The organism is Streptomyces sp. NPDC002520, assembly GCF_053595235.1.
Genome location: NZ_JBSFXG010000057.1, coordinates 14,440 through 29,993, shown reverse-complemented (window position 1 = coordinate 29,993; position 15,554 = coordinate 14,440). Strand labels below are relative to the sequence as shown.

10 protein-coding genes and 4 pseudogenes are annotated in these 15,554 nt (G+C 67.3%); 6 read left to right on the top strand and 8 right to left on the bottom strand.

The features are described from left to right. The first annotated feature begins 60 nt into the window (after positions 1-60). Complete coding sequence (locus ACWD5D_RS41875) at positions 61-1,863, top strand: ABC transporter ATP-binding protein (protein WP_451378004.1); 1,803 nt, start codon at positions 61-63, stop codon at positions 1,861-1,863. Between the two features lie 147 nt (positions 1,864-2,010). Then, a complete protein-coding gene (mltG, locus tag ACWD5D_RS41870) occupies positions 2,011-2,928 on the top strand; it encodes an endolytic transglycosylase MltG (protein ID WP_451378003.1) in 918 nt (305 codons plus the stop codon). A gap of 83 nt (positions 2,929-3,011) precedes the next feature. Here mltG and ACWD5D_RS41865 read toward each other — a convergent pair whose 3' ends face one another. Continuing rightward, positions 3,012-4,109: an NAD(P)-binding domain-containing protein gene (locus ACWD5D_RS41865; protein ID WP_451378002.1), complete on the bottom strand. Its 1,098-nt coding sequence runs from the start codon at positions 4,107-4,109 to the stop codon at positions 3,012-3,014. A 161-nt stretch (positions 4,110-4,270) separates the two neighbouring features. On the opposite strand from ACWD5D_RS41865, the gene ACWD5D_RS41860 reads away from it, so the two are divergent. Then, entirely contained in the window at positions 4,271-4,693 is a 423-nt protein-coding gene (locus tag ACWD5D_RS41860) for a secondary thiamine-phosphate synthase enzyme YjbQ (RefSeq protein ID WP_451378001.1), read from the top strand. Between the two features lie 777 nt (positions 4,694-5,470). Here ACWD5D_RS41860 and ACWD5D_RS41855 read toward each other — a convergent pair. The 5 genes and pseudogenes from ACWD5D_RS41855 to ACWD5D_RS41835 form a co-directional block, all read right to left on the bottom strand. Then, positions 5,471-6,553 (bottom strand): annotated as a pseudogene (locus ACWD5D_RS41855) (cytochrome P450); the annotation flags it as partial. Between the two features lie 165 nt (positions 6,554-6,718). After that, a pseudogene (locus ACWD5D_RS41850) lies at positions 6,719-8,095 on the bottom strand (NAD(P)/FAD-dependent oxidoreductase); the annotation flags it as partial. After that, a complete protein-coding gene (locus ACWD5D_RS41845) occupies positions 8,092-8,319 on the bottom strand; it encodes a ferredoxin (RefSeq protein WP_451378016.1) in 228 nt (75 codons plus the stop codon). The gene ACWD5D_RS41845 and the pseudogene ACWD5D_RS41850, both read right to left, overlap by 4 nt. Positions 8,320-8,440: 121 nt before the next feature. Further along, positions 8,441-8,623 (bottom strand): hypothetical protein, encoded by a 183-nt coding sequence (locus tag ACWD5D_RS41840; protein ID WP_451378000.1) that lies wholly within the window; start codon positions 8,621-8,623, stop codon positions 8,441-8,443. Positions 8,624-9,268: 645 nt separating this feature from the next. Next, positions 9,269-9,513: pseudogene (locus tag ACWD5D_RS41835) on the bottom strand (IS5/IS1182 family transposase); the annotation flags it as partial. A 314-nt stretch (positions 9,514-9,827) separates the two neighbouring features. On the opposite strand from ACWD5D_RS41835, the gene ACWD5D_RS41830 reads away from it, so the two are divergent. After that, the gene (locus ACWD5D_RS41830; RefSeq protein ID WP_451377999.1) at positions 9,828-11,039 is read left to right on the top strand and encodes a cytochrome P450; all 1,212 of its coding nucleotides are present in this window, start codon (positions 9,828-9,830) and stop codon (positions 11,037-11,039) included. A 404-nt stretch (positions 11,040-11,443) separates the two neighbouring features. Then, a pseudogene (locus tag ACWD5D_RS41825) lies at positions 11,444-11,616 on the top strand (IS3 family transposase); the annotation flags it as partial. A gap of 123 nt (positions 11,617-11,739) precedes the next feature. Here ACWD5D_RS41825 and ACWD5D_RS41820 read toward each other — a convergent pair. Together ACWD5D_RS41820 and ACWD5D_RS41815 are read right to left on the bottom strand one after the other, a co-directional pair. Beyond that, a complete protein-coding gene (locus ACWD5D_RS41820; RefSeq protein WP_451378018.1) occupies positions 11,740-12,252 on the bottom strand; it encodes a Nif11-like leader peptide family natural product precursor in 513 nt (170 codons plus the stop codon). 227 nt (positions 12,253-12,479) lie between these two features. Next, entirely contained in the window at positions 12,480-12,938 is a 459-nt protein-coding gene (locus ACWD5D_RS41815) for an NUDIX hydrolase (RefSeq protein WP_451377998.1), read from the bottom strand. A gap of 336 nt (positions 12,939-13,274) precedes the next feature. On the opposite strand from ACWD5D_RS41815, the gene ACWD5D_RS41810 reads away from it, so the two are divergent. Continuing rightward, positions 13,275-15,338, top strand: a complete 2,064-nt coding sequence (locus ACWD5D_RS41810; RefSeq protein ID WP_451377997.1) for a discoidin domain-containing protein — start codon at positions 13,275-13,277, stop codon at positions 15,336-15,338. Positions 15,339-15,554 lie beyond the last annotated feature (216 nt).

Sequence of the window (15,554 nt, the reverse complement as noted above, 5' to 3'; positions counted from 1 at the left end):
AGATCCGTCAGGCATCGTCGGTCGAACCCTGGGCCGGCGTCCGCACCCCGTAGGGAGCCCATGCACCCCGACCGTGAAATCTCCTGGACCCCATCCGCCGGCGCCGCGGAACAGCCCCGGCAGGTGCGCCGCATCCTCAAGCTCTTCCGTCCCTACCGCGCACGGCTCACGATCGTCGGCCTGCTGGTCGGCGCCTCCTCGCTGGTCTCGGTGGCCACACCGTTCCTGCTCAAGGAGACCCTCGACGTCGCGATCCCGCAGGGCCGCACCGGCCTGCTGAGCCTTCTCGCTTTCGGCATGATCCTCAGTGCGGTCCTGGCCAGCGTCTTCGGCGTGCTGCAGACGCTGATCTCGACCACCGTCGGCCAGCGCGTCATGCACGACCTGCGCACCGCCGTCTACGGCCGCCTGCAGCGCATGTCGCTCGCCTTCTTCACCCGCACCCGCACCGGTGAGGTGCAGTCCCGCATCGCCAACGACATCGGCGGCATGCAGGCCACCGTCACCTCCACCGCGACCTCCCTGGTCTCCAACGTCACCAGCGTCGTCGCCACGATCGTCGCCATGATCGCCCTGGACTGGCGGCTCACGATCGTCTCGCTGCTCCTGCTCCCGGTGTTCGTGTGGATCAGCCGCCGGGTCGGCAACGAACGCAGGAAGATCACCACCCAGCGCCAGAAGCAGATGGCCGCCATGGCCGCCACCGTCACCGAGTCGCTGTCCGTCAGCGGGATCCTGCTCGGCCGCACCATGGGCCGTGCCGACTCGCTCACCGCGGGCTTCGCCGAGGAGTCCGAGCGCCTGGTCGACCTCGAGGTCAGGTCGAACATGGCCGGCCGCTGGCGCATGGCCGTCATCACGATCGTCATGGCCGCGATGCCCGCCGTCATCTACTGGACCGCCGGCCTGGCCCTCCAGCTCGGCGGCCCCCAGGTCTCGCTCGGCACGATCGTCGCCTTCGTCTCGCTCCAGCAAGGCCTGTTCCGCCCCGCCGTGAGCCTGCTCGCGACCGGCGTCCAGATCCAGACCTCCCTCGCGCTCTTCCAGCGCATCTTCGAGTACCTGGACCTGCCCGTGGACATCACCGAACGCGAGGAGCCCGTCCACCTCGACGCGATCAAGGGCGAGGTCCGTTTCGAGGGCGTCGAGTTCCGCTATGACGACAAGGGCGGTCCGGTCCTCGACGGCATCGACCTCACCGTGCCCGCCGGCAGCAGCCTCGCCGTCGTGGGCCCGACCGGCGCCGGCAAGTCCACACTCGGCTATCTGGTGCCCCGGCTGTACGACGTCACCGGCGGCCGCGTCACCCTGGACGGCGTGGACGTCCGCGACCTCGACTTCGACACCCTCGCCCGTGCGGTCGGCGTGGTCTCGCAGGAGACGTACCTCTTCCACGCCTCTGTCGCCGACAACCTCCGCTTCGCCAAGCCCGACGCCACCGACGAAGAGTTGTACGCGGCGGCCCGCGCCGCGCAGATCCACGACCACATAGCCGCGCTGCCCGACGGCTACGACACGGTCGTCGGTGAACGCGGCCACCGCTTCTCCGGCGGGGAGAAGCAGCGTCTGGCCATAGCCCGCACCATCCTGCGCGACCCGCCCGTCCTCATCCTCGACGAGGCGACCAGCGCCCTGGACACCCGTACCGAGGCGGCCGTTCAGGACGCCATCGACGCCCTGTCGGCCAACCGGACGACCGTCACCATCGCCCACCGCCTGTCGACCGTCCGGGACGCCGACCAGATAGTCGTCCTCGACTCCGGCCGCGTGGCCGAGCGTGGCACGCACGAGGAACTGCTGGAGCGGGACGGCCGGTACGCGGCCTTGGTGCGGCGCGACGCACACCTGGAACCGGCGAGCTGACGCCTGACCGGTGGCGACTGGACCGGTGTACACATCGGAACGAGGGGGCGGAAGCGCGACCCAGGGTGACGGGCCGGCTCGAGGCCCAAAAAACGACAAGCTGATGATATGTCGGATTTATGGCCATGCGCGTATTACCGTGCCCGCATGCAGATGAACACTCCGCGACGGAGCACGATGCGATTGACGCGCCGAGGCAAGCTCATCCTCGTCGTGACAGGCGCCACCCTGGCCGGCACCGCCGTGGCGGTGCCGCTGCTGATCATGCGCGGCCACGAGGCGACGAAGCCTGCCAGGCTGGTCATCCCCGAGGGCTGGCGTGCCAGCCAGATCTACGACGCCGTCGACAAGGCCCTCAAGCTGCCCCCGGGCAGCACCCGCAAGTCCGCAGGGAAAGCAGGTCTGAAGCTGCCGAACGACGCCGAGGGCAATCCGGAGGGCTACCTCTTCCCGGCCACCTATCCTCTGGCGAAGGACGTCACACCGGACTCGCTGCTGCGGCTCATGGTCGACACCGCCAACCAGAGGTTCAACGGCGCGCCGGTCGCGGCCGGGGCCCAGCGCAGCTCGATGAACGTGTACCAGGCCGTCACCATCGCGAGCATCGTCCAGGCCGAGGCCGGAACGAAGGTGGACATGGGGAAGGTGGCCCGGGTCGTCCTCAACCGGCTGGAGCGTGGAATGCCGCTGCAGATGGACTCCACCATCAACTACGCGCTGAACCGCAGCACGCTGAGCACCAGCACAGACGACACCCAGATCAACAGCCCCTACAACTCCTACCAGCGCATGGGCCTGCCACCCACCCCGATCGACAACCCGGGCGAGGAAGCGATGCACGCCGTGCTGAACCCGCCACCGGGCGACTGGCTGTACTTCGTCACGGTCAAGCCGGGCGACACCCGTTTCACCTCCGACTACGCACAGCACCAGCGCAACGTGGCCGACTTCAACGCCTACCAGGCCGCCAAGGCGCAGCCGCGGACGACGACTCCGAGTTCGGCTCCGAGTGCGTCTCCGAGTTCGTCTCCGAGCCAGAGCCCGCAGCCGAGCGCCTCGCAGTAGTCACCGGGTACGTGGCGGTCGTACATCACCCGGTGCGCGGCCGCCGCGCTGATACCCGGTCGGCCCGATGAGGCGAAGGGACGTCACGCGGCGACCGGCTCCTCGGCCGCCAGCAGTCGCTTGATGTCCCGTACGGCCGCGCGCCCGGCGCGGTTGGCGCCGACGGTGCTGGCGGACGGGCCGTAGCCGACCAGGTGGATCCGCGGGTCGGCGACCGCGCGGGTCCCCTCGACCCGGATCCCACCGCCGGGCTCACGCAGCCGCAGCGGCCTGAGATGGTCGAGGGCGGCCCGGAACCCGGTCGCCCACAGGATGACGTCGGCGTCCACGCGCTTGCCGGTGTTCCACTCCACCCCGTCCGGTGTGATCCGGTCGAACATCGGCTGCCGGTCGAGGACGCCGTCCGCCAGCCCCTGCCGGACGGCGTCGTTGAGGGGCAGGTCGGTGACGGAGACCACACTTCTCGGCGGCAGCCCCTGCCGGACCCGCTCCTCCACCAATGCCACAGCCGCCCGGCCGACATCCTCGTTGAACGGCCCCTCACGGAAGACGGGAGGCCGCCGCGTGACCCAGGTGGTGGCGGCCGCGTACGGGGCGATCTCCAGCAGGTGCTGCGTACCGGACGCCCCGCCCCCCACGACCACGACCCGCTGCCCGGCCAACTCCTCCGGCCCGTTGTACTGCGCGGTGTGCAGTTGCCGTCCCCGGAAGGTCTCCTGGCCGGTGTAGCGCGGCCAGAAGGGCCGGTCCCAGGTGCCGGTCGCGTTGATCAGGGCCCGGGTCGACCAGGTGCCGGCCGAGGTCTCCACGAGCAGCCGCCCGGTCCGGAGATCACCACCCTCACCCGTGGACCGTACGGCCGTCACGTCGACGGGCCGCCGTACTCGCAGATCGAAGGTGCGCTCGTACCGGTCGAAGTACTCGGAGATCACTTCCGACGACGGCCGCTCCGGGTCGGCGTCCGTCAGCTCCATGCCGGGCAGCGCGTGCATGCCGTGCACCTTGCCGTAGGTCAGCGACGGCCAGCGGAACTGCCAGGCGCCGCCCGGGCCAGGGGAGTGGTCCAGGACCACGAAGTCGCGGTCCGGCTCGAAACCGGAGCGGCGCAGGTGATAGGCGCTGGACAGTCCAGCCTGTCCGGCGCCTATCACCACTACCTCGACCTCGCGAATATCGTTCACGCTTCCACCAACAGCGGGCCGGGCGCCGATCTTCCCGTGCCGGATGCCGTTCCGGCCGTGCGGGGCGTCACTCGTCCCGCGTCGTCGGCGCCCGCTCACCATCAGCACGGCGGCCTTCCGCGAAGGCGGCCGAAACCTGGTGCATGGGCCAGGATGGGGGCATGTCAGATGCCTTCACCACGCGAATGCTGCACATCGCCACCGGAACCCGGGAGCGGGTGGTCGACCTCACCCGCGACTGCGAGGACTTCCTGAGCGAGGCAGCGGTCGGCCGTGACGGTCTGCTCAACGTCTTCGTCCCCCACGCGACCTGTGGCATCGCTGTCATCGAGACCGGTGCCGGCAGCGACGACGACCTCCTGGCCGCCCTGCACACCCTGCTTCCCGCCGACGACCGCTGGCAGCACCGGCACGGCAGCCCCGGCCACGGCCGCGACCACGTCCTCCCCGCCCTCGTCCCACCCCACGCGACCCTCCCGGTGATCGGCGGCCGTCTGGAGCTGGGGACTTGGCAGTCCGTGTGCCTGGTGGACACCAACATCTCCAATGTCAACCGTCAGGTTCGATTGAGCTTCCTGGGCTGAGCGAGATCGTCCTGGGTGTGGCCGCCAAATCTCCGTACCGTGCGTGTTCGCCCCTACGACGGATGCGGGAAGTGAAGTTCCCCCGCTGAACTGGACAGCCTGATACTGGGGGGAACTTCAATACGGGTTTCCGTCCAGGCCTGGCGGTCGGGCAAGATGGGGTGTTTCTTTCCGCCGGGCAGAGGCTCTGCCCGGCACCTTGGGGGGCTTCATTGATCATCGCGGCTTCGCACGCCTACGACCCGGGCTACCAGCTCCAAACGAGCTTTTTTACCCTGATCTTCGGCGTAGTGCTCATCAGCTTCGGACGGATGCTCAGGCGGAACGGGCGACTGCCAGGGCCCTTGGACCTCGGACAAAAGATCTCAGGCTCACTGGTGGCACAAGAAGGCAGGAGTGCCGGCGTCGTCAGGCTTGGGGCCGTCATGATCGCCATGGGCTGTTTCCTCCTCTTCGGTACGGTGTGCCTCGTGCTCGGCGCGATGGGTGTTACGGGTCCCACATGACCAACAGTGCCGCGACCTGTCCCATGTGCAGCCAACCCATGAAGTCTGGTGGCCTCGTGATCTGGCGACGTGAGGACGACGGCCAACGGGCATGCCGGTCTTTGCGGAGGTGCGCCGATGGGCACGTCTGGTGGAAGTGGGCCGACCGGCCAGACGAGTCCTTGGAGACCTGCCCTGTGCCGGAACTGTTCCGCTGACACCCAACGCTGACTCCGGACCGGGATGCTCCGCGTCGTCGGGCTCGGCCTCCGCGACTGCCTCGGTTGCCGCGTCAACCGGCGCCCTGCTCGATGTCCAGATGGATCGGCCCGCGAAGCACGGGGCTGGGCCGGTACGGCGGCGGGTCGGCGACCAGCCTGGGGCGGTCGAGCCGGCGTACCAGCTCGCCCAGCGCGATCTGGGTCTCCCGCCGGGCCAGCGGGCCGCCGAAGCACAGGTGGATGCCGCTGCCGAACCCGAGGTGCTGGTTGTCACGCCGATCCGGGTCGAAGCGGTCGGGATCGTGGAAGCGCTTCGGATCGCGGCTGCCCGAGGCCAACATGAGCATGATCCGCGAGCCCTTGGGGATGACGGTGTCGTCGACGGTGATCTCGCTGTACGCGGCCCGCCAGGGAACGATGTGCACGGGGGGCTCGTAGCGCAGCAGTTCCTCGACCAGCGGCACGACGAGGTCCGGTTCGTCGCGCAGTCGCTGCAGCACCTGCGGGTGGCGCAGCAGCGTCAGCATGCCGTTGGTGATGAGGTTGACGGTGGTCTCGTGGCTGGCGATGAGCAGAAGTTTGGCGGTGGCGACAATTTCGTCGTCGGTCATCCGCCCGTCGGGCCCGTCATCGTTGGCCAGCCGGCCCAACAGATCGTCGCCCGGCCGACCGTGGCGCTGTTCCACCAGCCTGCCGAGGCACTGGCGCAGATCCTTGCGGGCCTGTACGCCCTTGTCCAGTTTCTCCTTCGGGTCGGTCTTGGGGTCGTAGTCGATCGAGTTCATGATGTCGTTCACCCAGAGGTGGAACCTCGGCTCGTCCTCGCGTGGCACGCCGAGCAGGTGGCAGATCACCGTCACGGGGAACGGGAAGGCGAAATCGTCGACGACGTCGATCTGCTCCTTGCCCACCAAATCGTCGATCAGGCTGCCGACGGTGGCGGTCAGGAAGCCCTCAAGCCCGGTCACCAGCCCAGGGGTGTGCGGGGGGCCGAAGTGACGCATCGCCATACGCCGCAGGCGATCGTGCTCGGGCGGGTCCATGTGGATGAACGACGACGTGGCCCCTCCCTCGACCGAGGGCATCGGACGCGACAGATTGCGCACGTCGGAGCTCAGATGCGGGTCATTCAGTATCTCCGTGATCTCACGATAGGTACTGATGACATAGCTGCCGTCCTCCTGCCGAGCCACCGGCGTCTCGCGCAACTCGGCATACAGCGGGTACGGGTCGGCCCGAGCCGAGTAGTCGAAGATCCGTTGCAGCGTGCCGGCCGTCTTGGCCGTGGTCGTCTGACCTTCCTCATGCCGATGCTGGTGCACGGCCGTGACGCGGCGCTCACCCGGGTCATGGTCTGTGAGGACCACGGTGGCGCCCTGAACGAGCAGGGCGGGGCCCGGGAAGTCGACGGGCACCGGTTTCATGTCGGCCGGCTGATCCGGCGTGGGGCAGGGGGGCGGGAAAGATGCGGCCGTCTCGATCAACCGTCGATAGTGGTCCAGCCACTTCGCGTTGTTGAAGCTCACGGCAGCCGTGACGCGGCCCCGATAGCCGTATGCGGTGACGAAACGGTAGTCGTCCAGCGATCCCTGGGTGACGACCACCTCGTCGGCGAAGGTCGGCACGCCGACGGACTTGATGTTGACGCCGAACTGGATCGACCAGAACAGCGGGATGGACAGGTGGGGCCAGCGGTCCGCCTGGGCGCTGACCATGTTGTGCGCCGCGACCTCGGCCTGCTCCACGGCGTTGGCCCAGTGCTCCAGCGAGATGAGCCGGTACTCGTAGATCGGGTTCGGGCAGCGTGCCACGTCTCCCGCGGCGAAGACGTCGTCGGTGACGCGGCCATTGATGTCGAGGGCGCGGCAGCCCGTGTCGCAGGTGATTCCCCACACGCCCGCCGCCAGTCCCGACTCCCGCAGCCACTCGGTGTTGCGGATGCTCCCGAGTGCCACCACCGCCACGTCGGCGTCGATCGTGCTGCCGTCGTCGAAGTGAGCACGGCGAAACCGTCCCTGCGCGTCGCCCTCCAGCCGGGTGACCTTGACGCCGCAACGCAGGTCGACACCGTGAGCGCGCTGCATGTCCGCCGCGACGTCACCGATCACGGCACCTAGCGCCCCGGCCAGCGGCGCAGCCCCGAGTTCGGCGACGGTCACCGGGATGTCCCGTTCACGGCAGATGGAGGCGATCTCGGAGCCGGTGAATCCCGCGCCGATGATCAGAACGCGGGAGGGTCCGGCGGCGAGGGCTCGCTGCAGGCTCTCGGCATGCTCGCGCGTACGCACGACGAACACCCCGTCCAGGGCCCCCTCGGACTCGACGAACCACGGCCGGGCCCGAACCCCGGTGGAGATCAGCACCCGGTCGAAGGGAACCTCGCGTCCGTCGGCGAGTCGCACGCGGTTCGTCGCGAGGTCCAGTCCGGCGGCGGGCACGCCCAGCAACCACTCCGCATCGATGCCACGACGGCGGGGCAAAGCGGTGCCTTCAGCCGGCACCCACCCGGTCAGTGCTTGCTTGGACAGGGGAGGCCGGTCGTAGGGCTCGCCCAACTCGTCGCCGATCATGGTCAGCGATCCGGTGAAACCCTCGTCACGCAACGCCTCCGCGGCCCGCAGTCCCGCCAGGGACGCCCCGACGACCACGATGCGCCCATCGCGCTTGAACGCCAGCAGATTCTCGGCACTGGTCATGACGGCGACGCCCCTACCGGTGCGCGCCGCGCCTCCAGCCGGTCGACCAGAATCGCCTGGACCGGGCAGGCCGCCGCGGCGCGCAGCACCTGGTCGCGCCGGGCGTCGTCGGGGTTCGGGTCGTACATCAGCGCTTTCTCACCGTGCATCCGGAACGCCTCCGGGGCCAGGAACGCGCACTGCGCATAGCCTTCACATCGGGAAAGATCAACGACAACTTTCACCCCGACCTCCACAGGGAGTGGGAGTTGCAGAACCTCACGCCGACGCCACTCCGGCGCGCAACGAGGGGGATTCGGGGCCGCGCCCGCAATGAGCGTGCCCCTTGGGCACCAGCGGCGACCACTACAGGCGCAAGATGATCACGACGGGTCCGCCGTCGAATCGGTGGTCGAAGCGATCGTGGTCGAATCGGTGACCGAAGCGGAACCCGTGGTGGTCGAATCCGTGGTCGAAGCGGAACCCGTCGTGGTCGAAGCAGCGCCGGTCGTCGCCGAAGCACCGGCTGGTGATCACATGGGTGTGCACAGCAGGGGATGCTGCAGCCGTGCCGGCCGCGCCGGTCGCGGCGCCGCCAGCCGTCAGAATGGAGGCTGACGTCGCGACGAGACGCCTAGCGCCTTTTACTCGCATGACGAACGCACTCTTCCTTATGCCGCGTCGGCGCGTGCGGCCGGGCCGATGCTGTCTTGGCGGCACTGAACGGATGACCGCGGCCACGAGGGAGCGGGTCGTGGGCGTCGCCCCGCGCGTTCGACGAGCACGTCTCGCATCCAAGGTCCCCGCTGCACGGGGACCAGCCGACCAGGGACGTACCCCTGGGTGCGGCTGCAGTTTGGTTACGTAAGCGCCGCTCTTTTGGATTGCCGTTTCGACGGAAACCGTGTGGCACGGTGCACCGGAATGCCGTCAGAGAATCAGCGGGACTGCGGCACCGATATCGGCGAGTCCGATGACCCGGAAGATCTAAAACTGACGATCATCGTCGACACCTGGGTCTCCGATCACTACGGAGATCCACATGTCAAAGTCCACTCCCACCGCCTGGCCCGGGCCGCGGGTGCGGCCTGGCGTTTGTGGTGGGCGTAGTAGGTGGACGGGGCGATCTTGCAGTCGTGGTCGGTGAGGACCCGGCAGATCGGCTCGACGCACACATGCTGTGCGCGCGGAGGTCAGGCCCTCGTGCAGGTGGCGGTAGGCGGTCGGGGCCGCGATGCCGTTGTCCCGGGCGAGTTGGACGAGCCGGGTGCCGTCGACGAACGAGCGCAGCACCAGCCCAGCCTGCTTGAAGACGCCCAGGGCGCGGGCCCTTGCGGGTGCCGAGCCACCTGCGGCGGTCGCGCAGCAGCGTCGCGAGATGCTCGGCGGTCCCCCTGCGGACATCGAGGACAGCGGGTGGAGGTGACACTCGACGGCACGTGAAGCCTCTCGGCCGGGACTTGATCTTCGCAGACCCGTTCCCACCAGGGGCTTCACGCATATCTGACGTCAGGTCACCGCTCCGACACCCGCGCTCGGTCACGCACCGCAACCATCACGTTGCCGAGACGACCTCATTGAACACCGACCATGGATGAAGGTCCGTCGATAACGGGGGCGATGCGGCCCCTTGGGTCACACCTGTTGCCCTCTCATGCATAAACCCACTGCCAGGCATCGGTGATCTCGAGCAAGCACGATACCCTTCCGACATTCCATCCGAAAAGCGGTGACGGTGACATGGGCGGCGTCTATGACAGTACGAGATTCCGAATTGCCTGCGACTCGACTTGATTTTCAGGAGCAAGATTTCATCGACGATCCCTACCCAGCCCTGCATGAACTGCAGGAATTAGGTCCCGTCATCTACCACGAGGACCTCCAGCAATATATCGTCTCGCACTACAAAGAATGCATGACGGCATTTTCGGACCCGCATGCTTTCTACTCCCCGCCGGAATTCTTCCGCTCCATGTTCGGCGGCGAGACGATCATGAGCATGGACGTGGATCGACACGATCAGGCGCGCGGCATCTGGGCCGATACCTTCACGCGGCGCGGTATCACACCACAGAGCGGCATGATCACCGAGGTGGTCGACGCGAAGCTGGCTCCGGTGGTCGAGCGGCTGCGTTCGGGCGAGCGGGTCGACGCGGTAGCGGAGATGACCCGGCCGGTGCCCACTCTGGTGATCGCCCGCATGCTCGGCATTCCGACAGCCGATCACGCCCAGTTCAGCGACTGGAGCGACGGCATGGTCAAGGCCGCCGAGGGAGCGACGGACGCCAGTCCGCAGGGTGTGGAGAACCTGCGCCTGGGCCTGAAGGCCACCGCCTCTCTCAACGAGTACCTGGCCGGCGTGATGTCCGCGGGACACCGGTCGGGCTGCCCCGCCGACCTCATCAGCCAGATGCTCGATTCGCCTGTGTCCGAGGAGCTGACCGCCCAGGACATGACCGCCTCGGTCGCACAGTTGGTGTTCGCGGGCAATGAGACGACCGCCAAACTCATGGCGACGACGCTGTACGCGCTGGCGCGATTCCCTGATCAACGGCGCCTCTTGCTCGAAAACCGCGACCTCGTTCCGCGCGCCCTTGAGGAGATCCACCGCTGGATGTCCGTGATCCACGTGGGCTGGCGGGTGGCCCGGGACGGGAAGGGGCTGATCTCAGGGGTACGGATCCCGGACGGGGCGACGGTTCTCGTACTGCAGGGCGCGGCCAACCGGGATCCGGCGCGCTGGCAGGACCCCGACGTCTTGGATGTCAACCGCAGGCAGCGCTCGCATCTCGGCTTCGGCTTCGGTATGCACCACTGCCTGGGCATCAATCTCGCCCGCCTTGAAATGACGATATGGCTCAACCGGATCCTGGACGAGATTCCTGACTGGGAGGTTCTCGACGTCGACTGGGGGCGTGGCTGGGTCGCGAGGGGGCCGGTCCGGCTGACTCTGGAAGTCCAGTGAGCGGGCCTTGAGTTCAGCTGTGGCGCATACGCTTCAGCCGTGGCGCATGCGGGCGAGGCGTGAGCGAACAGCCCGATACGGAGCGGCATGAGCCGGATCAAGTGGCTCTCCGTGCGGTTCCGACCAGGGGAAACAGCACCGCGCGGCAGCGCCAGGCACCACCCGGCAAGGACCCGGCAAGGTCTCGATCCGACTCCTCAAGCGGGTGTCGCAGGTTCGAACCCTGCCGGGGGCACCAGCTCAGAGGGGTGTCACTACCAGTTTGAGGATCCGGAGTTCGGCTACGCTTCCTGGCCGATGAAGCACGCGGCGCGGGGCCGGTCATGGCCGACCGGACCGCGTGGCGGATCTGCGGGGACAACCGCTGGTGGAGCGTGTTCGGGAAGAGTCACGGCAGGATCAAGAAGGCCGGCCCGCCGGTGCACGACGGCCTGGTCCGCCGTGACTTCTCCGCGGTGGCCCGAACCGCCTGTGGCTCGCCGACATCACCGAACACGCCACCGGCGAGGGGAAGTTATATCTCTGCGCGATCAGGGACGTCTTCAGCAAGAGGATCGCCGGCTACTCCATCGACGCACTCGCTCGGCCGACTGACCCCCGTCGAATTCGAGACCGTCATGACCAGACCGGCCCTCCAGGCCACATGATCGAACCTGTCACCCAAACTGCGGCAGACCCGACTACCTGTCCCGTCACTGTTTTAGCGGCGCGGAAAGAGGAAGGACTCAATGATCCGGGTTTCGTACTCGTACCCGTGGACCCGGATTTCAGCTATGGCTACGAAGTCGCGCTGGTCTACTTCCGCCGCCAACTGAGCTGCCAGACTTGGGTCTTTCAGTAGTTTCGCTGAGCCAGCCGTGCCGAAGCCGTGGCAGCCCATCACGACGAAGGCTGCGGTCTTGTGCGAGGGGTCGAATGGGTTCTGGCATCGCACTACCAAGCCGTAGTCCTTGACGACCTTCTGGCCAACGTCGTACTCGGGCGCGTATCTGCGGTTGGCGATGGTGATGGCGACCTCGTCCAAGCTGATGCCGACAGGCAAAGTATCTTGGATGGCGTCGAAGGTCCGCCGGGAGACGTCGTTGACCGCGGGGCCACCCAATATGAGCAAATTCGCCGAGGAAAGGTCTGAGGCCGGGGCTTCCAGCGAGTCCGTGATCTTGTATTCGATGCCGATGTTCTCGAAGGTCGGAGTGAACTCCAGCAGGACCATGACCTCGTTGATGCTCGCACGGTGTGTGCTACGAGGAAGCGGCCCTTCCCGACAGGTCAGTACCAGTCTCAGAGGGCGGCCGTTCTTCAGGATGGGCCGCCAAATCCTTCGCTCTGCCCGTGTCTTCCACGCTCCGGCCATGCGATGTGCGGTGGCGGTACCCGCGACCAGGAGTAAGCCGCCGACAACCTCTGATGTAACAGACGGCACCCCGTTCATCAGCACGCTCACCGCTCCGCCCGGCCTTCTCTCGCCAAGAGCAGGATTCCCGCCACGGTGGGCGCATGTGTGAGATTTCCTTCCAGCACCTGGCCGATCGCCTCCTCGACCGGCATCCACACCAGACCGAACTCTGCGGTATGACGGGCGTTCATAACGACCTTGTGTACTCGTACGAGATGTGTCCGGTGTACGGATACCGAGAAGTCCATGTCGAGGGTGAGGAGCTCCTCAGCGTCGTCGGCAACGCATCCGGACTCCTCGAACAGCTCACGTAAGGCGGCCTCAGCGAGCGACTCTCCCTCCTCCACCTTCCCTCCGGGTAGTTCCAGGGTGTAGCGGTCGTGCGTAGCACGGTCTTGGCGAACCAGCAGCATCTCGCCTGCATCGCTCACGTGAAGGACACACACTGAGTCGGGGAAGATCAGCCGCCCGTCAATGAGGCGAAGGCTGTCTGGAAGTTGCATGGCCCCCCGTTCCGTCGCGGTGCGTTCGAGGTACCAGTGGCTACCCTTCCGCGAAGGTCGACATGCCCAACGCCCGCGGATGCGTCACTCGATGGTCTTCACAGCAAGTACCGGGTTGAGAGGTTCGACGAGCTCCTTGGCCCAGAGGCTGATCACCCTGGCCCGACGGGGCGCCCCGGTTGACTTTCCGGCGCGTTCGTCGCCCGCGCCTCTCGGGCATGAAGGCCCCCGGTGAAGCGATCTTCGATAGCCCCCGTCAGGGGGTTGGCGTTGCGAGCTCGCGTCTCTAACGTATGAGCAAAACATGAGCCCAGCTCACATTTAAGGATCCATGCGATGACCATGGCTCAACCTCAGCGCCGCAGACTCAGATCCCTCATGGTGGCGTCACTGCTTCTCACCGTGATGGCCCTGGTGCTCGGTCCGATGCCCAGCTCCGCGGCGGAGTCCAACTGGTGGGATCCCTCCGCGAGGCCCGCACCCGACTCGCAGATCAACGTCACGGGCGAGCCCTTCAAGGGCACCGACTCCCAGGGGCGCGTAAGGGGCTTCGTCGACGCCCACGACCACATCATGTCCAACGAGGGCTTCGGCGGCCGGCTTATCTGCGGCAAGCCGTTCTCGGAACAGGGCGTCGCCGACGCGCTCAAGGACTGCCCCGAGCACTACCCCGACGGCTCGCTCGCCATCTTCGACTTCGTCACCAAGGGCGACGGCAAGCACGACCCGGTCGGCTGGCCCACCTTCAAGGACTGGCCCGCCCACGACTCGCTGACCCACCAGCAGAACTACTACGCCTGGATCGAGCGGGCATGGCGCGGCGGCCAGCGGGTGCTGGTCAACGACCTGGTCACCAACGGCGTGATCTGCTCGGTCTACTTCTTCAAGGACCGCAGCTGCGACGAGATGACCGCCATTCGTCTCGAGGCGAAGAAGACGTACGACATGCAGGCCTTCATCGACAAGATGTACGGCGGCCCGGGCAAGGGCTGGTTCCGGATCGTCACGGACAGCGCGCAGGCCCGAGAGGTCATCGAGCAGGGCAAGTTGGCCGTCGTCCTGGGCGTCGAGACCTCGGAGCCGTTCGGCTGCAAGCAGATCCTCGACATCGCGCAGTGCAGCAAGGGGGACATCGACCGGGGCCTGGACGAGCTGCGGGAACTGGGCGTCAGCAGCATGTTCCTGTGCCACAAGTTCGACAACGCCCTGTGCGGGGTGCGCTACGACTCCGGCGCCCTCGGTACGGCCATCAACGTGGGCCAGTTCCTGTCGACCGGCACGTTCTGGAAGACGGAGACGTGCCGCGGTCCGCAGCACGACAACCCCATCGGCAACGCGGCGGCGCCGCAGGCGGAGAAGCAACTCCCGAAGGGCGTGGCCGTCCCCTCGTACGCCTCGGGCGCGCAGTGCAACACCCGCGGGCTGACCGACCTGGGTGCGTACGCCGTTCGCGGCATGATGAAACGCCACATGATGCTGGAGATCGACCACATGAGCGTCAAGGCCGCGGACCAGGCCTTCGACATCCTCGAGTCCGAGTCGTACCCGGGCGTCATCTCCTCGCACAGCTGGATGGACCTGGGATGGACCGAACGGCTCTACAAGCTCGGCGGGTTCGCCGCCCAGTACATGAGCGGCTCCGAGGCGTTCAGTGCGGAGGCCAGGCGCACGGACGCGCTGCGCGCGAAGTACAAGGTCGGCTACGGCTACGGCACCGACATGAACGGCGTCGGCGGCTGGCCGGCCCCACGGGGCGGGGACACCCCGAACCCGGTGAAGTACCCCTTCCGCAGCACGGACGGCGGCTCGGTGATCGACAAGCAGACCGCCGGCGAACGCACATGGGACTTCAACACCGACGGCGCGGCGCACTACGGCATGGTCCCGGACTGGATCGAGGACATCCGGATCGTCGGCGGCCAGGGGGTCGTGGACGACCTCTTCTCGGGCGCCGAGTCCTACCTCCGGACCTGGAGTAACACCGAGAAGCACAGGTCCGGGGCGAACCTGGCCTCGGGCGCCACCGCCTCGGCGTCCTCATCGGAATGGTGGAACCCGTTCGTCAGCTTCGCGCCCGGCAAGGCCGTGGACGGCGACAACGGCACCCGCTGGGCCAGCGAGTGGAACAACGACCAGTGGCTGCGCATCGATCTCGGATCCGCGAAGCCGGTCAAGCGCGTCACCCTCGACTGGGAGAGGGCGTACGCGAAGTCGTACCGCGTCGAGTTGTCGGACGACGGCACGAACTGGAAGACGGTGTGGTCCACGGCCTCCGGTGACGGCGGCCTGGACACGGCGCGTTTCGCCGGAACCCGGGCGCGCTACGTACGGATCAAGGGGCTGGAGCGCGGCACCCAGTGGGGCTACTCACTGCGCGAGGTCGGCGTCTACGCCGATTGAGGCACCGGCGCGGAGGTGTCCAGGGCCGGGGCAGGCCGGATCGGCTCTCCTGATCCGGCCGGCCCCGGCTGACCTGTCCGGCGCGCTCGCGTCCCTGACGTATGAGCAGAACGTGAGCCCAACTCGGATGTGGGGATTGCGTGATCACTCACCACCCCGAAGCCCGCCTCTGGCTTCTGCGTAATCCCGGCACCTCTTACGCCTTCCAGCTGGACG